The organism is Moorena sp. SIO4A5 (genome assembly GCF_010672005.1).
GTDB lineage: Bacteria > Cyanobacteriota > Cyanobacteriia > Cyanobacteriales > Coleofasciculaceae > Moorena.
Genome location: NZ_JAAHHZ010000040.1, coordinates 14631 through 38975 on the forward strand (window position 1 = coordinate 14631; position 24345 = coordinate 38975).

Genomic DNA, 24345 nt, shown 5'->3' on the forward strand with positions numbered 1-24345 from the left:
TCGGACTTTTACTATGATTATCGACGACCAATATTACGACTTTATTATTATCGGCACAGGGGCTGGCGGCGGAACCTTAGCCTATAAACTTGCGCCAACAGGAAAGAAAATTCTGATCCTAGAACGAGGCGATTTTATGCCTCTAGAAGAGCAAAATCGCAGTAATGTCGATATTTTTAAGCGAGAACGCTATCACGCTCCTGAAATTTGGTATGACACTGCTGGAGAACCCTTTTTCCCCCAAATGAATTACGCTATCGGTGGCAATACTAAAATCTATGGTGCAGCATTGCTACGACTGCGGGAGCGGGATTTTGAGAAAGTGCAACATCAAGAGGGAGTATCGCCGGAGTGGTGTTTGAAATATTCCGACTTTGAACCCTACTACACTCAAGCGGAACAGCTTTATAAAGTTCACGGTCAGGCAACCAGCGATCCCACCGAGCCATTTCATAGTCAAGACTATCCCTTTGAAGCAATCCCCCAAGAGCCTCAAATTGCGGAAATTTACAATGCGATCGCTCAACAAGGTCTGCATCCATCTTACCTACCGTTAGGACTGACGCGCCAAGACGACGACCCAACCAATGATTCCGAGGTCAGCGGAATTGTGCCAGCTTTGACACATCCGAACGTGACCTTAAAAACCAATGCGAAAGTGGTCTGTTTGCACACTAACCCCTCAGGTTTAGTAGTTAAAGCAGTCGAAGCCGAAATTGCCGGACAATCCTACTTGTTTATGGGGGAGATTGTCGTGGTTGCTTGTGGTGCCGTGAATTCAGCAGCATTGCTATTACACTCTGCTAATGATCGACACCCCCAAGGACTTGCTAACAGTTCGGGGCAAGTGGGACGGAATTTGATGAAAAGCCTAATGACTGCTGTAGTGCAACTGAGCACTAAGCCCAATTCAGGTGCTTTTCAAAGAAGTATTTATCTCAATGATTTTTATTGGGGTGATCCCGATTTTCCTTACCCAATGGGTCACATTCAAAATTCCGGTGGATTGCTGACAGATATTATTTTTGCTGAAGCACCACCACTGTTATCGGTTCTGGCAAAATTTATGCCAGGATTTGGACTGAAGCAGTTAGCTACTCGTTCCATTGGCTGGTGGGTGCAGACGGAGGATTTGCCCGATCCCAATAATCGAGTACGAATTGATGGAAACAAGTTGTATATTGACTACACTCCCAATAATATCGAAGCGCACGATCGCCTGATTTATCGCTTGACTGAGGTACTAAAAGTTATTGAAAAACGTCTGGATAGTTTTCAGAGCGGTAAAATATATCCTCGTGGGGAAGTGCCGATTCAAGTAATGGCAAATCAGTGTGGCACCTGCCGTTTTGGGGACGATCCTGCTACTACTGTGCTCGATCGCAACTGCCGCACTCATGATGTGGAAAATCTTTACGTAGTCGATGGCAGTTTCTTTCCATCCAATGCCAGTGTTAGCCCAGCTTTAACCATTATTGCTAATGCTCTAAGGGTGGGCGATCATCTGATTGAACAGTTTGGGTAAGCATGTAGGGGAGCATGTCACTTTTGAAATTAGGTACATAGATCCCCCCTAACCCCCCTTAAAAAAGGGGGGAATTAGATTCAAAAGTCCCCCTTATTAAGGGGGATTTAGGGGGATCTGAATCAGGGCTTAACAAAACTGACATGCACCCGCATGTAGGGTGCATTAGGGGCGGGCTTGCCCTCATTTTCACAGTCACCAGTGTTTGGAGAGCCCGCCCCGTAACGCACCACCTTTAGACTCTACGTCAATATCTATGACTCGATACTGTTGTTTGATACTTCAATGACTCTTAGCTCGATTATTGCTTCTGGAGTCTTTATCAACAGACTGAAAAATCTGAAGCTTTTGTGGCTGTTAAGGCAATTAAACCAGATAAACCAACCACTTTCAGTAAACTTCCCGCAGAATCACTGATTAGGGCTTAACACCTAACCTACTAGAATAGTAACATAACTTTCAAAAAAAGAATATATCCTGGATTAGGCTATATGCGTTCGCGTAGCGTAGCCCTTCGGGCTAATCGCAAAAAATTTCACACCAGCCCTAATCCTTGTGTTCTCGGTAATCTAGTCAGCAAATCATAACAACAATGAGCGACTTGATACCTCCTCAGGGTAGGAAAACTACTGAGCAAATAATCTATGAAATATTAGTCAACTATAAAGAGCAGCATGATAGAGAGAATATTCAAGATTTTTGTAGAGATGTTATCGAAAACTGAAGTTATGGTAAATAGCAAATAAATTATGATTTTTAGTTTAAACTTAATCAATAGCTCTATAAGGTAAACCTTATCATACTGATATAGTATTATCAAATATTTTTAGTATAATAATTACTAATTCGATGGCTTAAGTGACTTGTGGGATCGTCCTTTAAACTTTATTTTTAAGTATTTATGCTTAAGCTAATTTAAGAAAAATTTGGCAAATTATAAAAAAAAGAATGAATTAGCACTATGTCAGAATTGAACCAACCTCTTACAAAAAATGATTTCACTAACACTTGCTGGCAAGATATAGTGAACAGCAGCGAACGGAAGGATTGTCGCACCTATGGGCGTGCTTTTTGGAAAAAAGTCCAAGAGGCGCAAGAATCAGGAAATTTTAGAGAACAAGCTGTTTTTGAAATTCTGGCAGTCGTGACTAACGCTCCAATTAATCCAGAATGCAACGAAAAGTTGTTTGCTGATAGGTTTAAAAATCTTACAGAAGAGCAGCTAAATTTTCTTGCTGAAATCGCACCTGAAATATCAGATCATGAACTTAAAGCGCGAGTAGCAGATATTCTTTGGGTCAGACGACGTGACCATCCAATGGCTCAGTTGTCAATTACCGCTTACTTAGAATCAGCAACTACGTTATAAAGCTCTAAGAATTGGCATCATTATTTGGAGAGAATAGAACGAGCATTTCGGCTCGAACGCCAATTTAAAAATAATAAAAAAGTTGTTTTTCAACATATAGAAGCAGTTCTTGAATGCTATGAAGGGGAAGACTATTTGTGGCCATCTATACAATTAATGGAGCTATTGCAGGAACATAAATGTGGAGAACCAGCCAAATATGCAGCCCTTGCTGAAAAAGCAGCAACTTTAGCAGAATCAAGCTCTAATTGGGAAATAGCAAGAAGATTCTGGAGTATTAAAGCAGTATGGCATCGTATGGATAAAGACTACAGCAAAGAGCGTGCTGCTTCAATGTCAGCCGCTGAGACTTATGTCAAGAAAGCCGAGTCTGCTCCCAAAAGAACTCCACCAAGCTACATGGTCGCCTCACACTTTTTAGAACAAGCTGTTAAAGCCTTTAGAAGCATTCGAGGCACAAAGGAAGAAACTGTGGATGCCAAAGCAAGAGCCGAGGAACTTCACAGGCTGCTTCTTCAGTACCAAGAAAAAAGTCGCAACGAGATGATGACCATTTCTCATAAAATGGATATTAGCAAGGTCGTAGAGGAAGCCAGAAATTGGGTTAGGGACAAAGACTTTAAAGAGGCACTATTAGCTTTGTCTGTTTTAGCTGTTCCAACTAATGTCTCTAAATTGAAACAAGAAGTACAGCAGGACGCTCATAAGTCTTTAGGATCTCATCTTGTCCCTAATGTCATCATAAATGAAATGGGCAAAACTGTTGCTAATCAACCAGATTCTGTTTTCTCCAGTAATCCTAAAAAAGCGGAGGCTGCAACCAATTTTTATATGTGTCGGAAAGCCATTGACTATTATAAGCTACAAGCTCAAGCATATATTGAACCTGCCAGATATCAGATTAATTTAGAGCATTGTGTGCGACTTAACGATATTCTCTTCATCGTTTCCAATAGTCCATTTATTCCCCCTGAGCGTGAGTACCTGTTTGCAAAGGGGCTGTATGCTGGACTTACTGGAGACTTTTTCACATCTACCCACATCCTAATTCCCCAAATTGAAAACTCTATCCGTTATATCATGTGGCAAAGAGGCATCATTACTTCTGGGTTGGACGACAACGGTATTCAGAAGGAACATAATTTAAACTCTACTCTTTATCGTCCAGAGATAACCTCTATTTTTGATGAAAATACGCTATTTGACTTGAAATGTTTACTGGTTGAACATGCTGGTAGTAACTTAAGAAATCGTATGGCTCATGGTTTGATTCGGGATGGTGAGTTTATGAGTCCATTGATGTCATATATCTGGTGGCTTACATTGAGGCTTTGTTGCTTGCCTATCTTGATACATCAGCAGCAAGTTGAGCAATCAAACACAAGTACTGATGCAATCTAAGATTAGTGCGATCGCTAGCCAACGCCCTTCGGGCTAATCGCTTTTAGCGGAAGCTGAGGCCGTTGGCCACGCTTTGCGAACGCTTCATCGCGTAGCGTGGCCTACGGCCAATCGCTAATTTTGTAGGGTGTGTTGGGAGCATGTCAAATTTCCATGACAAATGTACTCAAATAACTCATGACCGCTACTGAACCACCAAAAAAGTTTAACCAATCACTGCACCCGACCGTAAGCTAGACAATTTATTATTAAAATTGCTGATTTCTCATAACACCAAAAAATAATCCCATCTCTTTCTCCCGACTCCCGACTCCCGACTCCCGTTCCCCTCCTGGGAGGGGTTAGGGGTGGGTTCCGACTCCCGATTCCCGTTCCCCTCCTGGGAGGGGTTAGGGGTGGGTTCCGACTCCCGATTCCCGTTCCCCTCCTGGGAGGGGTTAGGGGTGGGTTCCGACTCCCGATTCCCGTTCCCCTCCTGGGAGGGGTTAGGGGTGGGTTCCGACTCCCTACTCCCTTCGCTATATTACCAAAACCCCCGCTTCCCAGTAGGAAGTACTGTTGTCCAATTAGTCTTAGCTTGAGCCAACTGTTCCTTAGTAATTTTAGCATTAGCAAGATTGGCTCCACACAAATTTGCTCCCCGTAGATTAGCATTTTCGAGATGAGCATAACTAAGATTTGCCCCACGCAAGTCTGCTCCTGCCAAAATAGCTTTTTTCAGGTAAGCTCGACCCAAATTGGCATTGCGTAAGTCGGCTTGATGGAGATTCGCTTCACCAAAATTAGCACTAGATAAATCCGCTCCCTTCAAACTAATATTTAACAGTTTGCCCTGGCGGAAAATTATCCCAGATAACTGGGCATTATTAAGGTTAAGTCCCCTCAAATCTTTAGCCGCAAAGTCTCTTCTGCCAGAGCCGTAAGCTTTTAATAACGTTTCCGCCTCCAACTTGCCATTACCCTTCGACTTGCCTGTAATGCTATTCCTACTACCGCTCACAGCTGTAGAATCCCTGTTGGTAAAACCTCCACCGTTTTTAGGTTCTGATCTTCGACCATTGCTCAATCCCCGACGCTCCCGCCATTCTCTAATTTGCTCTGCCATTCTTCGGGATTGAACTGACGACGGGGATGAATAACCATTCACAGGACCCAAATTCTCTGAGTTGAAGTGAGAATTAGCGTCATCCATCCGTTGCGACACTAAGCTTTTGTTTAAACTCTCCAGATATGGCTCTAGGTCAAGAGCTCTCAGGATGTCTTCTGAGCACTGATAGCGATAACGGACAGAAGACTCCAGCATTTTTCTTAAAACCTTAGCAAAGTGGTCACTAACGTTGACATTAGTCTGCCAGACTATTTCTCCGGTTGAAGGATTATAATCGAGGTCTTTGGGAGATTTACCCGTCAACAGATAAAGGCAAGTAACCCCCACTGCATAGATATCGCTAGCAATTACAGGTCGCAATGCCATTTGTTCAGGAGGGGCAAAGCCTGGAGTTCCTATGGCATAGTTGGTCAATACTGTGTCTGAGGAATTGGAGGGATTGGTTTGGCTGTTTTTCACAGCCCCAAAATCAATCAGTACCAGTTTGCGGTCTTGGTCACGACGAATTATATTCGCTGGTTTAATGTCCCGGTGAATTACGTTTTTCTGATGAATATATTGCAGGAGTGGTAGAATTTCACTTAAAAATTGTTTAACTCCCTCTTCCGAGAATGAACCAGACCGTCTGACTTGCTGTTGCAGTGTCAAACCGCTAATGTATTCCTGAACCAGATAAAAATGCTCATTGTCTTGAAAGTAATCGAATAACTGTGGGAATTGGGGATGATTCCCTATTTCTCCCAAGGTTCGGGCTTCTCGCTCAAACAGATCCCTTGCCATCGGTGAAATCTCTGAGCCTTTGGCGCTTGGGCGGAGTTGTTTGATTACACGGGTCGGCTTACCGGGCAAGGATTGATCTGTTGCTAAGAAAGTTGCTCCAAATCCGCCTTGACCGAGTGGTTTTATCACACGATAGCGGTCAACTAATAATAATTTAGAACTGCACGCCTGACAAAAGTCGGCGTGTTCTGGGTTTTTTGCCTGAGTGCAGGTAGGATTTAGACAGTAGCTCATTCAGCCTTACTGATGTTCCTTTGCCCATACTGGAACTAAAACTTTTGCTCGGAGCACCTGAGCAGGAAAGATGATTTATAGTCTTTTACTTTTCTTTATTTTATGCAAAATGCCTCTTACTACCCCCTTAGTTAGACAACTATTCCGGTGAAACCTGATCCTCAACCAGGATACCTTATTTTTTGTATCCACCTAAGGGTACAAAGGACAATTTTGAGTTAAGTAAAGGGTGATTAAAGTAAAACGTATATGAAGCTACCTATATTTTAGAGCGTTTATTTAGCATTGACCATAGATAGTGTACTTTTGTCAAGCGTTAAGGGGTTAGACCCATCACAATAGAAAAATGTTTTCGTGGAAGGTAAGCTATCAGCTATCAGCTATCAGCTATCAGCTATCAGCTATCAGCTATCAGCTATCAGCTATCAGCTTATGCGCACGCTACTTGAGGTGCCATTGGTCTTTGGCCACGCTAAGCGAACAGCTTTTGAATAAAATAAGCACCTCAAGCAGCGTGAGCCTAAAGCTCACGGCTGACCGCTGACTGCTGAACGCGCACGCGTGCGCGTAGCGCATATGCTTACGGTGGAAGTAACGGGCAACTTGCACCTTATTTATTACCTTATATTAGAGTTCAGCAAAAAAATTTAGGAGTCCATGCGTATATCGTTAAACTGGCTGCGAGAACTAGTAGAAGTAACTCTGAAACCAGAAGAGCTAGCTCAAACCCTAACTATGGCTGGGTTTGAGGTAGAAGATATTGAAGACCAGGGAAACCTGGCCGATGGCGTGGTGATTGGCAAGGTTCTGGAGGTAGAGCCTCACCCTAATGCAAATAAGCTTCGGGTCTGTCAAGTGGATATTGGTGGCAGTGACCCATTGAATATTGTTTGTGGTGCGTCCAATGTCCGACCAGACATTTACGTGCCGGTCGCCACCATCGGAACCTACCTACCAACTATTGATTTGAAAATTCGCGCCTCAAAACTGCGCGGTGTTCGCTCAGAAGGGATGATTTGTTCCCTAGCAGAAGTGGGCTTGGCCAAGGAATCCGCTGGCATTCATATTTTCGAGGGAGAAACTATACCCCTAGGCAGTGATGCTCGTCCTTTACTGGGGTTAACCGATACCATTCTTGATGTTACCTCTACAGCTAATCGGGCGGATGCTCTAAGTATGGTGGGCGTGGCCAGAGAAGTAGTGGCCTTAACTGGGGCATCATTAACCTTGCCAGAAACTGTTGAGGTGTCTATTCCAAAAAAATCCGATGCCTTGACCTTGAAAGTATCTGAACCCAAAGCTTGTCCCGCCTATATTGGCACTGTGATTGAAGGGGTTAAGATTGCTCCTTCTCCGGATTGGTTACAACAGCGCTTGGAAGCCGCTGGAGTACGACCGATTAATAATGTAGTGGATGTCACTAATTACATTCTCTTGGAATGGGGTCAGCCTCTCCATGCCTTTGACCGGGAACGCTTGCAAGCTGTTGCTGGGGTCGAAAACCTGACCATTGGTGTCCGCTTTGCTAACAGTGGGGAATCCCTGACTACTCTTGATGGTCAAACCCGTTCCCTGGAACCACAAGCGTTACTGATCACAGCTAACGACCAACCCGTTGCGATGGCTGGGGTTATGGGTGGGGAAGCCACAGAAGTGAACGACAACACCCAAAGTATTGTTTTGGAAGCAGCACTGTTTGATCCAGTGACTGTTCGTCGTTCTTCCCGTAGTCAAAGCATACGGACAGAATCATCTTCCCGTTATGAGCGTGGTGTCAATCAAGCAGAATTGGATATTGCTTGTAAAAGAGCGATCGCATTAATTACTGAGTTAGCTGGTGGTACCCCCACAACCCAGAGTATTGCTGACCAGCGCCCTGACCCCTCTACTTGGGCACGTTCCATTGAGTTACGTCTTGACCGTGTCAATCAGATTTTAGGACCAGTTCATCAGGGAGAGGAGCTTGGGGAAATCCTGCCAGAAGATGTGGAAAGAATCCTGACTGCCCTCGGATGTCAACTACAACCGATAGCATCCCAGGATTCTGCCCAATGGAAAGTGACTGTACCCCCCTACCGCTACCGGGATTTAGAGCGGGAAATTGATTTAATTGAGGAAATTGCCCGTCTCTACGGCTATGACAACTTCTGTGATAGCTTACCAGACAAAACTGAACCAGGTTATCTCTCTGCTGAGGAATTTTTAAAGCGAAAACTGCGATCGCAATTCCGTGCAGTTGGGTTGACTGAATTAGTCCAGTATTCCTTGGTAAAGCCAGAGGAACAGACCCAAATTCGTCTCGATAATCCCCTGTTTACAGAATACTCATCCCTACGCACGGATTTACTATCAGGGCTTATTGATGCCTGTCAGTACAATATCGAGCAAGGCAATGGTGTACTCAACGGTTTTGAAATTGGTCGGATCTTCTGGCGAGCAGAAGAGGGTTTCGCAGAAGCTGATGCTATTGCCGGGATTTTAGGGGGAAATATCACCCAAGGTAACTGGGTCACGGGAGGGCGTTCCGAACCCATGACCTGGTATGAGGCTAAGGGAGTACTAGAGAGAGTGTTTTCCCGTTGCGGTCTGACAGTAGAATACCAACCAGACCACAGCGATCCCCGTCTTCACCCAGGACGCACTGCATCCTTGTGGTTGCAAGGTGAGAAATTAGGAAAATTTGGGCAGTTGCACCCCCAGCTACGCTCAGAAAGAGGTTTTCCCGATCAGGTTTATGTATTTGATTTGGACTTGGATCTAATTCTAGAAGCTCTTGATCGCGATGAAATTCTTACTCCCCGGTTCCAAGTCTATTCCACCTACCCAGCCATTGACCGGGATATTGCGTTCTTTGCCCCACTACAAGTCTCTGTGGCAGAAATCGAACGTTCAACCCGGAAAGCTGCGGGGAATTTGTTGGAGTCAGTGCAATTGTTTGATGAATATAAAGGAGAGTCTGTTCCTGAGGCACAGAGAAGTTTGGCATTTCGGCTAATCTACCGTGCTAGCGATCGCACTCTTACTGATGCAGAAGTCGAGCCAGTGCATCAGAAAGTGCGAGAAGCCCTAGAGGAAAAATTTGGGGTTAGCCTTAGAAGTTAAACGGAGAAGTTAAACGGTTGAAGGATGAAGTATTCATACTTCATCCTTCATTAATATCGTCTAACAGTTCATCTAGGGTCTGGTGCTGAGTACGGCGGGAGCGACGGCGGTATTTTTTTGTTTCTAGCTTGGGTTCGTATTGACGCCGACCAGAAGCTTTAATTTTTAACTTCATAGTGGATTCTATATCAGCTTTTTGGTTCAAAGCCTCTTGTCGTGCAATCACTTCTGCTAAAAAATCCAGATAATGCTGGTACCGTTCCCAGTCTCCTCGCACAGCACAGTTTGGCTCATTCCGATGTAGGCAATTACTGAATTGACAGCGGTGTTGGGCTAAACGCTCTCTTGCTTCTGGAAAGTAATGGATTAAATCCTCCGGAGTACAAGTCAAGTCAGGCTGATTGAATCCGGGGGTATCTGCCAAAAAACCACCTCTAGGCAACTCAAATAATTCCACGTGCCTAGTGGTGTGGCGTCCTCGACCCAGTTTACCAGTCACTTCTGCCACCCGCACCCTTGTTGCTGGAATCAGATAATTAATTAGACTGGATTTACCGACACCGGAAAGACCAGCCATAACGCTAATTGTCTGACTCAACAGGTCAGTCAGTTGTGCTAAACAAGTACCATTATGAACACTGATCAAGACTGGCTGATAACCCCATGCTTCCAGACGCTGTTGCCAATGCTGCTGTTGCTGTTGTGTTACTAAATCACGTTTATTCAGACACAAACATACCTTGAAACCAGTAGATTCTGCCTTCACCAAAAACCGACTCAGCTGATAAGCATCCAGGGTCGGTTCTTCCAGAGCAAAAACCACCAGAATTTGCTGAGCATTGGCGATTGGTGGGCGGTCGAGCTGGGTTGTGCGGGGTAGCACTTCGGCAATCACCCCTCGTCCACCAGCCCAGTCAGGTTCATCTACTACAACCCTGTCTCCCACCATCACCTGCTGGCCAATTTTTTTTAACCGGGCTCTACGGGTACATAAGAGGTTTGAAGGTTGTAGGTTATTTGCTTGAAGGTTATCTTCACAACCTACAACCTCCAACTTGTCAACCTTCAACTGATCTAAACGCACCTGATAGAAATTTGCCTGAACCGCCAGCACGGTACCCAGCCAAGGGGTTGACAAGTTGGATGAATTAGTGTATTCTAATTCAATCATGAAGATGCTGGTGTGGACGACGCACCTTCAGAGCAAAATAGCGATCGCGTTCTTCAACGCCCTCTATGGGGTAACCCTCCATAGTCAGACTATCAGGAACCTGTTCTATTGGTTCTCCCGGGTCGAGCCACACTTCTAATAGGGCACCTGGAGCCATTTTCTCCAGATAGAGTTTAGTGCGAACAAAGTTAATCGGGCAAGGGGTGCCGCGCAGATCCAGCTGATCATCAGGTAATGAACTCATCTGCGAGGAGGCTAGTTTACTCATGAGCCAAACAACCCTCCCAAGAATCCTTCTATACCACCTTTGCCAGTGCGCTCTCCCTTAATATTCGCTAGCTTCTCTAGCAATTCCCTTTCGTCAGCGGTAATTCGAGTGGGGATATCTACCAAAATGGTGATTAGGTGATCGCCCCGACTGACTGGGTTGCCCAATTTGGGGACACCGTGATTGTCTAAAGTTAATACCGTATGGGGCTGGGTACCGGGTGGAATAGTTAATTCCTGTGGACCGTCCACTGTCTCTGCTTCGATAAGACAGCCTAATATGGCTTGTAAATAGCTAATTTTCATTTCAGACAGAATGTTAATACCATCCCGCTGAAACTTGCTGTCTTCGTTTACAAATAGATAAACGTATAGGTCTCCTGGTGGACCAGCACGTAATCCAGCATCTCCTTCTTTAGAAACCCGTAGCCTGGTACCATTATCCACTCCTGCTGGAATGGTGATTTTCAGCTTTTTGGTTTCTTGTTTACGACCAGCACCACCACAGGCTTCACACTTATCCTCAATGATTTGCCCTTCACCGTTACACGTAGGACAGACTGAGACTTGGGTGAAACTACCAAAGGGGGTACGAGTAGCACGCCGTACTTGACCTGTACCGTTACAGGTTGGGCAAGTGCGGGGTCGAGTTCCTGGCTTTGCCCCTGTGCCGTTACAGACTTTACAGGTTTCTAGGTGAGGAATTCGGATTTCCTTTTCACCACCGAATATAGCTTCCTTGAAAGCCAGCTTCAAGTCTAGTCGGAGGTCGTCACCACGCACCGGACCACTACGCCGACGACCAGTTTGCTGACCCATACCACCAGCAAAGCCGCTGAAGAAGCTTTCAAAAATATCAGCAAAGCCCATATCCCCAAAATCTGAGTAGCCTGCTCCCGCAGCTGAGGAAACACCAGCTTCCCCAAAACGGTCATATCTTGCTCGTGTTTCTGGTTCTGATAGGACTTCGTAAGCCCGGTTAATTTCCTTAAAGCGCTCTTCAGCTCCTGGTTCTTTGTTAACATCTGGGTGGTACTTCCGTGCCAAGCGACGGTAAGCACGTTTAATTTCATCTTTGTCGGCATCACGAGAGACACCAAGCAGATCATAATAGTCAGCCATAGAGCGCTGATCGGTATTCCATTTACATAGTAGGGGCTATTGTTATTCCTCAGGTTATTGCGACAAAAGCACCATGAGCGCATTTCAGCATTACCTGCATCCTATATCATTGTCTATCAAAAAAATCAGCTGATTGCCACCTGCTTATATGACCATAATGTCAAGGTCGGCTTGAGCTAGTCAAAGCAGCGAGTGAAATTATCTATCTTTTAGGGAGCTGTTGCCGTAATCAACTGCTTCGTAGTCAACATCCACCTCTAAGGTCTCATCCTCAAAATCAACCACAAATTCTCCTAGAGCATCCGGTGCTATTTGGGTGGAGTCGTTGGAATTTGACTCTTGAGCTGTTTCGTCAGAGGTGATAAATTCCGGGTCTGACCCAAGGCTAGCACTGGCGTAAATGATACCCCCAATTTCCAAGACAGTTTTCTGCAAAGTTTCAATAGCTTCTTTCACCTCCTCGACCTCAATTGAGGGGTTTGTCATTATGGTATCTAGGTGCTGCTTTTGTTGATCTGCTTGCTCCTTGAGTCCTTGAGCCTGAAGGTTAGTGCTAATCAATTCCCCATGGTCTTTGATGGTAGATTCATAGTTATATAGTAAGCCATCGGCTTGGTTTTTGAGTTGGATCAATTCCATGCGACGGCGGTCTTGGTCAGCATAGTCTTCTGCCTCACGGCGCATCCGTTCCACCTCCGCTGGACTTAATCCCCCCGTATTGGTAATCACAATACTTTGCTCTTTCCCAGTTCCTCGATCAGTGGCAGCGACTTTAAGAATGCCGTTGACATCGATTTCAAAGGTGACTTCAATTTGAGGTACACCACGGGGAGCTGGGGGAATACCAGTCAGCAGGAATTTTCCCAGGCTTTTGTTATCTCTAGCCATTGCCCGCTCCCCCTGCAATACATGGATTTCTACGGAGGTTTGTCCATCGGTAGCGGTGGAAAATACCTGGGACTTACTGGTAGGGATAGTAGTATTGCGCTCGATAATTTTGGTGAACACTTCCCCTAAGGTTTCTATACCCAGGGACAGGGGAGTAACATCCAGTAGCAGGACATCTTCGACTTCCCCGCCCAAAACACCAGCCTGAATTGCTGCTCCCAATGCCACAGCTTCATCGGGGTTAACCGAACGATCGGTAGCCTTACCATTAAAAAACCTTTTAATAGCATCCTGCACCGCCGGGATACGGGTCGAACCCCCTACCAGCAAAATCCGGTCAATCTCCTCTGGCTTGAGGTCACTATCTTTGAGCGCCTGCTTTACCGGTTCTATAGTTGCGTTAATCATGTCCCTGGATAGTTCTTCAAACTTAGCCCGGGACAACTCCATCTCTAAGTGTTTTGGTCCTGTTTCATCAGCAGTAATGAACGGCAAGTTGATGGGGGTGGCTACCATGCTAGACAGTTCAATTTTTGCCTTTTCCGCTGCCTCTCGCAAACGCTGAAGAGCCATTTTGTCTTGGGTGAGATTGATGCCCTCTTTGGCTTTAAAGTTTTCCACCATCCAGCGGACAATCACATTATCGAAGTCATCTCCCCCCAAATGATTGTTACCAGAGGTTGCCTTTACTTCAAAGACCCCATTCCCCAGTTGCAGAACTGAGACATCAAAGGTACCACCCCCCAAGTCAAACACCAAGATCAGCTGGTCTTGATCCAGCTTATCTAAGCCATAGGCAAGAGCAGCAGCAGTCGGTTCGTTTATAATGCGCAACACTTCCAAGCCAGCAATGGTACCCCCATCCTTGGTGGCTTGTCGTTGAGCATCGGTAAAGTAGGCAGGAACTGTGATCACGGCTTGAGTTACTGGTTCCCCAAGAAAGGTTTCAGCATCAGCCTTGAGCTTTTGTAAGATCATGGCCGAGATTTCCTGAGGGGTGTAATCTCGACGCCGAATCTTGACATCTACGGTCTCATCACGACCCTTAACACAGGTATAGGGGACACGGGAACGCTCTGTAGCGGTTTCATCCCAACGACGTCCGATAAAGCGCTTGATACTGTAGACACTGTTTTCCGCATTGGTCACTGCTTGACGCTTGGCCAGTTGACCCACTAGGTGCTCCCCTGATTTGCCAAATCCGACAATACTCGGTGTGGTTCGCCCACCTTCCGAGCTCGAAATGACTATGGGTTTACCTCCTTCTAAGACAGCAACACAACTATTGGTTGTGCCTAGGTCGATGCCAATAACTTTTCCCATAGGGTTGCGGGTTAAAGGTTATGTTAAGTTATTTTACTTTGATTTTTTGTTGAGTTGGTCAAAATAATAGAACTTCCCTTGGTGCTAAGTCCCTTTTGGTAGGATGATCTCAGACTGACACCAAAGGAAGCTTAACCAATCAATGGCAGCTAATTTTCTGGCTCAGCAGACTTCTGAGCTTCCGAGGTTTCCTGTGGTTCTACCGCAGCAGCTACTTTCACCATAGCGTGACGTAGCACCCGCTCCCCAAGGAAATAACCCCGCATTAGCTGTTCTATCACCACTCCTTCTGGATATTCATCCGTTGGTTCTCGCATAACCGCTTCGTGGAGATTGGGGTCAAACTCTTTCCCTTCTGGTCGCATCGCAGCAACCCCAAGGCGCTTGAGACTGTCTACCAGCTGTTTATAAACACCTTGATAGCTTTTGTGAATCGACATTTCCCCATCATTTTGAGGCTTAATTTGGGTACGCGCCCGTTCAAAATTATCTACTACTGACAATAACTCCGTGATGGTGTTTCCTTTAACTTGATGTTCCAAGTCTTCTTTTTCTTTAGCTGACCGTTTGCGGAAGTTCTCAAAATCTGCCGCAATCCGGATGTATTGAGATTTAAAGGAGTCACATTGCTGAGTTCGCTCTTCTAGTTGAGCTTTCAGAGCCTCATTTTCCTGCTTGATGGTTTCTATAATTTTGGAATCGTCCTCGGTAGGGGATTCATCGGTTGTTGCTGCTTGAGCTACCTCGGTCTGGGCTTCTTGGTCGTTGGGCCCTGACTCAGATGCTTCAGCAGCAGGGGATTCAGTTGGTTGTGCGGCTGTTGGGTTGACCTCTGAGTCAGAGGCTACGGCTACCGCTTCCGCCTGAAGATTATCTTCGAGTACCGTGGTGGACTCTTCATTTGTCTGCTGCGAAGTGTTATCTGACTGTTTTGCTTCGTCAATCATGCTCCACTCATCCCAATTCAATAGACTGCTAGTTTATCTATAATTTCTTACTAGCCAACCAATTTTCCAGCAAATTTTGTAAACTAACCTAGTTAAGTCTAACGACTATACCATGGGTTTATAAGCTCATTGAGAGTTGTTGCGACCTCAGACTACTTACCTCAACTGTCTGGTCTTCCAAGCCCTCCGTCAGCAAAAATGCTGGTCAAGGACAGGGTCGCCGATCAGATCCTTATGGCCTGTACCCTTACTTGCCCACCGACTGTGGTTTTTCCACGGACTGTCCTTGATGGCGCTACTTCCGTTGCCTGGTCTTGTTGCATACTTTTGCTGGTCTTGTTGCATAGTTGAATGTTGTGGCTAAATCAGTCATTAATCAAAATCTAGCATCTGAGATTGTGAACCACCTTGATGGATTAGGGGTTGATAATAATTATACAGCGAATGAGTTTGCTGAGTTTTTATGATGTATAATGTGATATTTAGCTACGACAAATTATCCGAGTCCGTCAATCTAACTAAAACGTAAAAATAAGGGAGTGGCTGCCACTCCTATGTTATTTAACATAAGGCTTTTGGGAATACTGTGTAAAGTAAGGAGACTTCCTATTCCGTCATGACTTACTCCTCATCTCAACGACGCGCCCTAGTAGTCCGTAACGATTTTTCTCCCTTTGGCAATAAACTGATTCAGGCTGGTTACGTTAATGCTGACCAGATGCAGGAAGCTTGGCTGGAAACTCGCAAGTCCGGAAGACCCCTGACGGAAGTCATCGAAGCAATGACCGGACGTCAGTTACCACCGGACTTGATCCGCCAATACAAGAAACAGCAGTTGTTTGAACTGAAAGTTCTTTTTGGTGTTGAGTCTCTAGATCCCGAAATTAGTGATATTTCTACTCAGCAAGTCGGTGGCTTGATCGAAACCCTGATTCCTATTGATATTTGCCGTCGCTATCACCTGCTCCCGATATCTAAGCATGAAACTGAGCCGCCATCGGTTTTGGTGGCAATGGTTTCTCCTGATGATCTAGAAGCCCAGGATGATTTGAATCGGATTCTACGACCTCAGGGAATCAAGTGGCAACGGATGGTAATCACTAAAGAAGACTATCAGCAAATCATTAGTCAGTATCTTGACGATCAGTTGGCACGGCAAAAGCAATTAGATCAACAAAAATCCGTAGATGTAAAGGAGGATTTAGAGAATTTAGGCTCATTTGAGAGTTTACAGGATGCCCCAGAGGAAGCGGAAGCAGACCTAGATTCTTCTTTGAATGAGGCCGGGGGAGCTCCAATCATCAACCTGGTTAACAAAATCCTGGCTAAGGCTTTACAAGAAGGGGTTTCTGACATTCACATTGAACCCCAAGAGGATCAGTTGCGGGTGCGCTATCGCAAAGATGGTGTACTGCGTCAAGCCTTTGATGCCTTACCACAGCGAATACATACAGCGGTGGCGGCTCGTTTCAAAATCATGGCAGATCTCGACATTGCGGAAAGACGCTTACCCCAAGACGGTAAAATTCGGCGTATGTTCCAGGGGCGGAAAGTTGACTTTCGGGTCAATACCTTGCCCAGTCGTTATGGGGAAAAGGTGGTTCTGCGGATCCTAGATAACGAATCCACCCAGTTGGGGTTGGATAAGTTGATCACAGACCCAGACACCTTAGAATTGGTCAGGGAAATGGCTAAGCGTCCCTTTGGATTAATCTTGGTGACGGGTCCAACGGGATCGGGGAAATCAACAACCTTGTATTCAATTCTGGCAGAACGTAATGACCCTGGCGTGAATATCAGTACTGCAGAAGACCCGATTGAGTATTCCTTACCTGGGATTACCCAAGTGCAAGTTATCCGGGAAAAAGGCATGGATTTTGCCTCAATTCTACGAGCTTTTCTGCGCCAAGACCCGGACGTGATTCTGGTGGGTGAGACCCGAGACAAAGAAACAGCTAAAACCGCCATTGAAGCAGCTTTGACTGGTCACTTAGTATTGACTACTCTACACACTAATGATGCGGCTGGTGCGATCGCTCGTTTAGATGAAATGGGTGTTGAACCCTTCATGGTTTCTGGTGCCTTGCTGGGAGTGTTAGCTCAACGATTGATGCGGCGTGTTTGTTCCAATTGCCGCATTTCTTACCAACCAAGTTCTGCGGAACTAGCGCGCTATGGTTTATCATCCTCTAGAGAAGGGGGGATTACCATCTATCGCGCCAATACCCTGACACCGGAGCAAATTGCTGAAGCTAGGGCACAAGGTACACTCTGTAAAACCTGTAATGGTATTGGTTACAAAGGACGGGTTGGTGTTTATGAAGTTATGCGCATCTCTGAAAACCTGCAAGCCTTAATCAACGAAGGTGCCCCCACGGAGGAGATTAAGGAAGCTGCTGTAGAGGAAGGGATGATCACCATATTAGCCTATAGCTTGAATTTGGTAAAGGAAGGTTACACCACCTTTGAAGAAGTGGAACGAGTAACCTTTACTGATTCCGGCTTAGAGGCAGAACTCAAAGCTAAGCGCAAGAGTTCTCTAACCTGTGTCACTTGCTCAGCTCAATTACAGCCGGAGTGGCTAGACTGTCCTTACTGTATGACACCGCGTTTTCAAAATTAATTTAGTTATTAGTATATTGTTTGAACAATTGGCTATTTTATTTTGACTAATGACTAATCACTAACGACTACTGAGGTTTTTAAGGGAGACAACATTATGGAACTGATGATTGAAGACTTGATGGAGCAGATGATTGAGATGGGGGGGTCAGATATGCACATCCAAGCGGGTGCGCCAGTCTACTTCCGCGTCAGTGGTAAACTCCAACCCATTGATGACCAAGCCCTGAACCCTCAAGCCTGTCAGCGATTGATTTTCAGTATGCTTAACAATTCACAGCGTAAGGAATTGGAGCAAAACTGGGAACTTGATTGTTCCTATGGTGTCAAGGGGTTGGCTCGTTTCCGTGTCAATGTTTACAAAGAACGGGGTTGCTATGCGGCTTGCTTGAGGGCTTTGTCTTCCAAGATTCCTAACTTTGAAAAATTGGGTTTACCGGATGTGGTGCGGTCGATGAGTGAACGACCAAGGGGAATGGTATTGGTCACCGGACCCACGGGTTCTGGGAAAACCACTACCCTAGCAGCCATGATTGACTTAATTAACCGCACTCGGGCAGAACATATTCTGACAGTGGAAGACCCGATAGAATATGTGTTTCCTAACATCAAGAGCTTGATTCACCAACGTCAAAAAGGTGAAGATACCAAGAGCTTTGCCAATGCCTTGAAGGGGGCACTGCGGGAAGACCCGGATGTGATTTTGGTGGGTGAAATGCGGGATATGGAAACAATTGCTCTTGCTATTTCCGCAGCTGAAACCGGTCACTTGGTATTTGCAACGCTACACACTAACTCAGCTGCTCAAACTGTAGACAGGATCATTGATGTGTTCCCATCTGGACAGCAAGCTCAAATCCGAGCTCAGCTGTCTAACTCTTTGATTGCAGTATTTAGTCAATGTCTAGTACCGAAGAAAAATCCTAAACCTGGTGAGTTTGGTAGGACTATGGCTCAGGAAATCATGGTAGTGACACCAGCTATTTCTAACCTGATCCGGGAAGGAAAAACTTCTCAAGTTTATTCTGCTATCCAAACCGGTATGAAATTGGGAATGCAGACCCTGGAACAAGCTTTAGCGAATCAGGTTAAATCTGGCTTGATCTCTTTGGAAGTAGCACTTAGTAAAAGTTCTAAACCCGATGAATTGCAACGTATCCTTGCTGGTTCTGGAGGGATGAATGCTAAGGGCGTTAGAGCGAAGGCGACTCGCTAGTCTAGAGAAAGCACGGACTCTTACCATAAAACTTGCGATTAGACTTAATCTAGAAAAAAGCCATGCCTACTTTTATTGCTCAAGTTCGGGACAAATCAGGCAAAGCCAAAAAACAAAAAATTGAAGCTGCTACTCCTGAACAAGCCCGCAGCATCCTAGAAAATCGGTATTCTGCTGTTGGCAGCGTCAAGAAAAGCTTAGATGTTAGCTTTAGCCTGTCTGACCTTTCCGAAAAATTTACCAATGTCACGATCAAAGACAAAGCGGTCTTTTCTCGTCAGTTTGCCGCTATGGTTAATGCTGGTGTGGCTATCGTCCGCTGTCTTGGGGTATTAGGGGAACAGTGTTCTAATCCTAAGCTGAAAAAGGCTTTGATGAACATCAGTGGCGAGGTCCAACAAGGAACTAATCTATCGGATGCTATGCGTAAGCATCCAGATTGTTTTGATACTCTTTACGTGAGTATGGTTCAGGCTGGGGAGGTTGGGGGTGTGCTTGATGAAGTGCTCAACCGATTAGCTAAGCTGCTGGAAGATATGAATCGGCTGCAAAACCAAATCAAATCAGCTATGGCTTACCCTAGTGTGGTAGGTTTCTTAGCCCTACTGGTTTTTCTGGCAATGACGATGTTTCTGATCCCAATCTTTGCTGGGATATTTCAAGATTTAGGAACGGAATTGCCAGCTTTAACTAAGTTTATGCTATGGTTGAGCGGCATCCTTAGAAGTTGGAAAGTATTGATTACCATTGCTGTTGTAATTGTATTAGTTACAGCTTTTAAGTATTACTATAAAACCCCAATGGGGAAGTTGCAAATTGATGCTTTGCAGTTGAAAATTCCCCTGTTTGGTGAGTTGAATGAAAAAGGCTCTGTAGCTCGCTTTTGCCGAGTGTTTGGCTCCTTAACTCGTTCGGGAGTACCGATCCTGAATTCTTTAGATATTGTAAGAGATACAGCGGGTAACCAGGTAATTGCTAATGCTATTGACTCAGCTAAGTATGAGATTCAACAGGGTGGGATGATTAGCCTGGCCTTACAACGAGAAAACGTTTTTCCTCCTTTAGCAATTCAAATGATTAGTATTGGGGAAGAGACGGGGGAGTTGGATTCTATGGTGATGAAAGTTGCTGACTTCTATGAAGATGAAGTCGAGCAAGCGGTTAAAGCACTAACTAGTATCTTGGAACCAATTATGATTGTAGTTTTGGGAGGCATGGTTGGTGTGATATTGGTATCTATGTATTTACCAATGTTTAAAGTGTTTGACACTATGGGCTAATTCGATGCCTGTTCAGAAATCTGATTACGAAGCTTGGCTAGCAGAGTATAGTAACCATGATGGTGCGATCGCACTCCTGAAATCCTATCGACCTTACCTGGAAATGATTCCTAGTATGCGCCGACCTTACGAGAGTGTGATCACCATTCCCTTGCCAGTAGTGAGAATTCGTCACTCGCCATCCTCCTTAGGGCATAAAAGTGTCAGCCATGGCACGATCACCGAAACTGTAGCTTTACCCTGTGATCTAGCTATGGTAATGTGCGATCCCGAATGGAAAATCAAGATGGAGATAGAGATTGTTCTATTTATCCATCGCCCCCATGAAGACTTCTCTGACTTGCTCAGTCGCTGGCGTCAGACCCAAGTGTTACTAGACAAAGACTATGAATGGCTAATGCCTCCTGGCTATCAACACATTCTCAGTGATGGCGTAAACCGTATCTATCCCCTCTTTGTGGTTTTCCCAGAGACACCCCAACGGATTCAGCGAGGCTTACTAGGGGCTAGTTTACCATTTGTGGTACAAACGACCGATACCATTAGTCTGGAACAGGATGAAAAATCCAGCTTAGTTGAAAAGGGTGAGGAGATGGGGAGATGGGGAGATGGGGAAATGGGGAAATGGGGAGATAGGGAGATGGGGAGATAGGGAGATGGGGAGATAGGGAGTGTGGGAGATAGGGAGTGTGGGGAGATTTTGATTAAGGGTAATTATCAGGAAATTATTTTAGTATAGCGTTTTTCTCAGCTATAAACAGAAGAGGGCTCGCCCAAAGGTGGTGCGTTACGGGGCGGACTATCCCAACCCGGGCGTTGAGGCGGAAAATCAAGGGCTTTCCGCCCCTAACGCACCCTACGCACTATAAACAGAAGAGGGGTCGCCCAAAGGTGGTGCGTTACGGGGCGGACTATCCCAACCCGGGCGTTGAGGCGGAAAATCATAGGAAGTCCGCCCCTAACGCACCCTACGCACGATTCCCGATTCCCGATTCCCGATTCCCGATTCCCTACTCCCTACTCCCTACTCCCTACTCCCTACTCCCGACTATTTCACAAACTGGGGCATGACTTCAGCAGCAGTCAATAGACCATAAATCCCTTTGTGATGTAGGGAAACTCCAGCTTTTAGATAGCCAAAGGCGGGACCACAGACATTAGCCGCCATGCTGGTTTCATCACCAAGGGTAAAGGTGTGAGTGGAAATCTTACCCTCAAAGGTGCGACCTGTGATTTGGACATTGGTACTGAGGGGTTTTTTAGGATTGCGGGTATCCACGACACCACCAACAGAAACGCGATCGCGTGAGCAAATCCCTGCTAGTTCCAGCATCACATCATCAGCATGTTCCATATTCTCTAGGCTGATGATGCCTTGGGTTTGATCTAATAACGCTTCGACTTCAGCATCACTCATGGCTTTGGCTCGTTCTACATCATAACCGGGAAGGTGAGCAATATCTTCTCGAATGGTGGCTCGATAGGCTTCCCAGTTAGCAATCCCTACCCCAAAGGTAATGTTGACACTGTGAATCTCGGCATAGCTTTGAGATGCGATCGCAGCAGCAGCGGTCAATAGTCCTGGTGTAGCACCGCAGCCAGTCATATAGGTAATTCCAGCGGCTTGCAATTCATCTTGCAGTTGCAACAGTTGTTCTACAGCACTAGTGCGCTTGAGAGCATCTACTAACACTCCCTGCCAACCCGATTGAATAAATTGCTTAACTACCGATGCCATAAAGGTATTCGGTAAATTTGGCAGTGCTAAGAAATATCCATCTACTGTCGCGTTTTGGATTAAGTCTTCGATACTGTTGCTACTTAAAGTGCCACCTGGTTCTACATAACCCAATGAACCTTGGGATTGGTAGGTCTGGATACAACGGTCAGGATTTAAGCCAGCTGGGTCATAAACATAACCTTTCCGGTCAGCTGCTGCTACCCAAAGCATTTCTCCCTTAGGAGCTAAGACTCTGGTAGCGGCTTGACCTAATCCCCCAAAGCCTAAAACCCCTACTCGTATTCGCTCTAATCCATTGGGATTGGCGGTTTTGGGGTTATTTACACCTCTGACTTGCGTTTCACTCATAACTTATAGACTGTTTCGCCGAACTTTAATAATTCATACTTCATACTTCATACTTTGCCCAGTCCCCTCAATTCTCTATATTTTGTTAATGTCAGCATTCAGCCGTCAGCCGTCAGCCGTCAGCCGTCAGCCGTCAGCCGTCAGATGTCACATATAGGCCAAGGCTTTTGGCTGTTCGCGTAGCGTGCGCATTAGCTGATAGCTGATAGCTGAGAGCTGAGAGCTGATAGCTGATAGCTGATAGCTGATAGCTTACTTGTTAATAAACCATTTTTGGGTTATACCACCCCTTGACTATTCCCTAAAGTTACGAGAAACTTACAAAATATTAAAGTATACACTCGATTTACTATAAACTTATGTTAATGTTGTTTGCGCCATGATCTGAATTATTATCATTTGATTAATGACCAGCTATAGCACTGGTCAGTGATCAGTGATATCAATCCGGGATTAGATACTCCTGGACTGGTGCAACAACCGGTGCCACAACCTCTAAATAGGCATAAACGGAGCACTAAGGCGACTATGGAAACATTAGAGTTTGTAATTTATCCAGATGGTCGAGTCCAGGAAAAAGTCACTGGGATCATCGGAGCATCTTGCGCAGAGGTAACAGCTGCTATTGAAGCTCAGCTAGGACGAGTCGTATCTGTTGAGAAAACATCAGATTACTTCGACCAAAAGCTTGAACTGTCGGCAACAGCGACAACTCAAGCTACGGTTAGCCATTGGTAAATTTGTGTTCCAGTTAGTAAATTAGTTTAATTACCAAACATGTCTCATTTCAGCACTATCAAAACCCAAATCCGTAACCGTTCATCCTTAGAAACTGCTTTAACTGACTTAGGGATTGATTGGGAATCTGGTCCTAGCTCTGTGCGCGGTTATCAAGGCCAAACTCGCACTGCTGAAGTAGTGATTGAGCAAGAGAATGACTACGACATCGGTTTTAGTTGGAATGGTAACGCCTACGAACTAGTTGCTGATTTTCAGTATTGGCAACAGCCTTGGTCTGTAGATGGTTTCCTACAACGGGTAACCCAGCGTTACGCTTACAACACTGTAATTAAGGAAACTGCTAAGCAAGGCTTTGAGGTTGCTGAGCAACAAGATAATAAAGATGGTTCAATTCGTTTAGTGGTACAACGCTGGAGCGCGTAATGTCTGAGTTCTCACCGACGCCAGAGCGTTCGGGTTTAGAACCAGAGTTAGGGGGTGTCTTTCGAGATGCTCCAGAGCGGTCTGGTTTTGAGCCAGAGCTAGGGGGTATTCTGCGACAAAAAGGTGTTTACGTTGATGAAATTACCTGCATTGGCTGTAAACACTGCGCCCACGTCGCTCGCAATACGTTTTACATGGAAGCCGACCACGGTAGATCCCGGGTTTTTCGGCAAGATGGCGACCCAGAAGAGGTGATACAAGAAGCGATAGACACTTGTCCAGTAGATTGTATCCACTGGGTTGATTACACTAAGCTTAAAAATCTAGAAGACGAGCGACAATATCAGGTAATTCCTAGAGCAGGATTGCCTATTGAACCAAGTGTTGTGGCTGCCAAAATTAAGGAGAGGAAGCTGGCAAGGAAGCTTAGGAAAAAACGTACCTAGGCTGAATGCGATCGCGTTTAATAGTAATTAATCCTCGATGGCTTAGAGCCGTTGGGGGTTTTGTGTTGTGTTATCGCAATGGTTGGATTTTAGGGAATCGGGAATCGGGAATCGGGAATCGGGAATCGGGAATCGGGAGCAGGGAAACGGAAAATGCGATCGCGTAGGGCGACCAAAGGTCAATCGCGTAGCGGCTCTTTCAACAAAGATACCGTAAAACTGCAAATTACTTTAGTATAGCACAAACATATCTTTATTTCTAATAATATCAAAAACTCTTTGGCTCTCTTT

General features: G+C 45.5%; 22 protein-coding genes. 14 read left to right on the forward strand and 8 right to left on the reverse strand.

The features are described from left to right. Nucleotides 1-13 precede the first annotated feature (13 nt). From F6K57_RS14395 to F6K57_RS14410, 4 genes are all read left to right on the forward strand, one after another. The gene (locus F6K57_RS14395; protein WP_293068635.1) at nt 14-1525 is read left to right on the forward strand and encodes a GMC family oxidoreductase; all 1512 of its coding nucleotides are present in this window, start codon (nt 14-16) and stop codon (nt 1523-1525) included. 961 nt (nt 1526-2486) lie between these two features. Next, nucleotides 2487-2894 carry a hypothetical protein gene (locus tag F6K57_RS14400; protein WP_293068638.1) on the forward strand — a complete coding sequence of 136 codons (408 nt, stop codon included), beginning with the start codon at nt 2487-2489 and terminating at the stop codon, nt 2892-2894. Between the two features lie 24 nt (nt 2895-2918). Then, on the forward strand, nt 2919-4295 hold the full coding sequence (locus tag F6K57_RS14405; protein WP_293068641.1) for a DUF4209 domain-containing protein: 1377 nt from the start codon (nt 2919-2921) through the stop codon (nt 4293-4295). A gap of 347 nt (nt 4296-4642) precedes the next feature. Continuing rightward, nucleotides 4643-4876 (forward strand): hypothetical protein, encoded by a 234-nt coding sequence (locus F6K57_RS14410; RefSeq protein ID WP_293068645.1) that lies wholly within the window; start codon nt 4643-4645, stop codon nt 4874-4876. Here F6K57_RS14410 and F6K57_RS14415 read toward each other — a convergent pair. Next, entirely contained in the window at nt 4819-6417 is a 1599-nt protein-coding gene (locus F6K57_RS14415) for a serine/threonine-protein kinase (RefSeq protein WP_075903418.1), read from the reverse strand. The genes F6K57_RS14410 and F6K57_RS14415 overlap by 58 nt on opposite strands. Nucleotides 6418-6771: 354 nt before the next feature. Here F6K57_RS14415 and F6K57_RS14420 point away from each other — a divergent pair, with 354 nt between their 5' ends. Together F6K57_RS14420 and pheT are read left to right on the forward strand one after the other, a co-directional pair. Then, nucleotides 6772-6912, forward strand: a complete 141-nt coding sequence (locus F6K57_RS14420) for a hypothetical protein (RefSeq protein ID WP_293068648.1) — start codon at nt 6772-6774, stop codon at nt 6910-6912. A 162-nt stretch (nt 6913-7074) separates the two neighbouring features. Next, nucleotides 7075-9519: a phenylalanine--tRNA ligase subunit beta gene (gene pheT, locus F6K57_RS14425; protein WP_293068651.1), complete on the forward strand. Its 2445-nt coding sequence runs from the start codon at nt 7075-7077 to the stop codon at nt 9517-9519. A gap of 40 nt (nt 9520-9559) precedes the next feature. Here pheT and rsgA read toward each other — a convergent pair whose 3' ends face one another. The 5 genes from rsgA to grpE all read right to left on the reverse strand — a co-directional run bounded on the left by rsgA (nt 9560) and on the right by grpE (nt 15237). Next, nucleotides 9560-10690 (reverse strand): small ribosomal subunit biogenesis GTPase RsgA, encoded by a 1131-nt coding sequence (gene rsgA / locus F6K57_RS14430; RefSeq protein WP_293068654.1) that lies wholly within the window; start codon nt 10688-10690, stop codon nt 9560-9562. Continuing rightward, nucleotides 10683-10958 carry a sulfurtransferase TusA family protein gene (locus F6K57_RS14435; protein ID WP_293068657.1) on the reverse strand — a complete coding sequence of 92 codons (276 nt, stop codon included), beginning with the start codon at nt 10956-10958 and terminating at the stop codon, nt 10683-10685. The genes rsgA and F6K57_RS14435 overlap by 8 nt, the downstream gene beginning before the upstream one ends. Beyond that, nucleotides 10955-12079: a molecular chaperone DnaJ gene (dnaJ, locus tag F6K57_RS14440; RefSeq protein ID WP_293026965.1), complete on the reverse strand. Its 1125-nt coding sequence runs from the start codon at nt 12077-12079 to the stop codon at nt 10955-10957. The genes F6K57_RS14435 and dnaJ overlap by 4 nt, the downstream gene beginning before the upstream one ends. A gap of 198 nt (nt 12080-12277) precedes the next feature. Further along, nucleotides 12278-14290: a molecular chaperone DnaK gene (gene dnaK / locus F6K57_RS14445; RefSeq protein WP_293026962.1), complete on the reverse strand. Its 2013-nt coding sequence runs from the start codon at nt 14288-14290 to the stop codon at nt 12278-12280. Between the two features lie 149 nt (nt 14291-14439). Then, nucleotides 14440-15237 carry a nucleotide exchange factor GrpE gene (grpE, locus tag F6K57_RS14450; RefSeq protein ID WP_293026958.1) on the reverse strand — a complete coding sequence of 266 codons (798 nt, stop codon included), beginning with the start codon at nt 15235-15237 and terminating at the stop codon, nt 14440-14442. A gap of 616 nt (nt 15238-15853) precedes the next feature. Here grpE and F6K57_RS14455 point away from each other — a divergent pair. From F6K57_RS14455 to F6K57_RS14475, 5 genes are all read left to right on the forward strand, one after another. Continuing rightward, entirely contained in the window at nt 15854-17860 is a 2007-nt protein-coding gene (locus tag F6K57_RS14455) for a GspE/PulE family protein (protein ID WP_293026955.1), read from the forward strand. A gap of 96 nt (nt 17861-17956) precedes the next feature. Continuing rightward, on the forward strand, nt 17957-19075 hold the full coding sequence (locus tag F6K57_RS14460; RefSeq protein ID WP_293026952.1) for a type IV pilus twitching motility protein PilT: 1119 nt from the start codon (nt 17957-17959) through the stop codon (nt 19073-19075). A 62-nt stretch (nt 19076-19137) separates the two neighbouring features. Further along, the gene (locus F6K57_RS14465; RefSeq protein ID WP_293068664.1) at nt 19138-20355 is read left to right on the forward strand and encodes a type II secretion system F family protein; all 1218 of its coding nucleotides are present in this window, start codon (nt 19138-19140) and stop codon (nt 20353-20355) included. A gap of 4 nt (nt 20356-20359) precedes the next feature. Further along, on the forward strand, nt 20360-21007 hold the full coding sequence (locus F6K57_RS14470; RefSeq protein ID WP_293068667.1) for a hypothetical protein: 648 nt from the start codon (nt 20360-20362) through the stop codon (nt 21005-21007). Between the two features lie 242 nt (nt 21008-21249). Continuing rightward, complete coding sequence (locus tag F6K57_RS14475; protein ID WP_293068670.1) at nt 21250-21426, forward strand: hypothetical protein; 177 nt, start codon at nt 21250-21252, stop codon at nt 21424-21426. On the opposite strand, the gene F6K57_RS14480 is transcribed toward F6K57_RS14475, so the two are convergent. Then, nucleotides 21404-22444 carry a saccharopine dehydrogenase-like oxidoreductase gene (locus F6K57_RS14480; protein WP_293068673.1) on the reverse strand — a complete coding sequence of 347 codons (1041 nt, stop codon included), beginning with the start codon at nt 22442-22444 and terminating at the stop codon, nt 21404-21406. The genes F6K57_RS14475 and F6K57_RS14480 overlap by 23 nt on opposite strands. 528 nt (nt 22445-22972) lie before the next feature. Here F6K57_RS14480 and F6K57_RS14485 point away from each other — a divergent pair. From F6K57_RS14485 to F6K57_RS14495, 3 genes are read left to right on the forward strand one after another with little or no spacing between them, the layout of a single operon-like run. Then, nucleotides 22973-23182: a DUF2997 domain-containing protein gene (locus tag F6K57_RS14485; RefSeq protein WP_071108026.1), complete on the forward strand. Its 210-nt coding sequence runs from the start codon at nt 22973-22975 to the stop codon at nt 23180-23182. A gap of 39 nt (nt 23183-23221) precedes the next feature. Then, the gene (locus F6K57_RS14490) at nt 23222-23608 is read left to right on the forward strand and encodes a DUF1257 domain-containing protein (RefSeq protein WP_075903446.1); all 387 of its coding nucleotides are present in this window, start codon (nt 23222-23224) and stop codon (nt 23606-23608) included. Further along, the gene (locus F6K57_RS14495; protein WP_293068678.1) at nt 23608-24054 is read left to right on the forward strand and encodes a ferredoxin; all 447 of its coding nucleotides are present in this window, start codon (nt 23608-23610) and stop codon (nt 24052-24054) included. Before F6K57_RS14490 ends, F6K57_RS14495 begins: the two co-directional genes overlap by 1 nt. A 42-nt stretch (nt 24055-24096) precedes the next feature. On the opposite strand, the gene F6K57_RS14500 is transcribed toward F6K57_RS14495, so the two are convergent. Further along, nucleotides 24097-24279: a hypothetical protein gene (locus F6K57_RS14500; RefSeq protein WP_293068681.1), complete on the reverse strand. Its 183-nt coding sequence runs from the start codon at nt 24277-24279 to the stop codon at nt 24097-24099. Between the last annotated feature and the right edge of the window lie 66 nt (nt 24280-24345).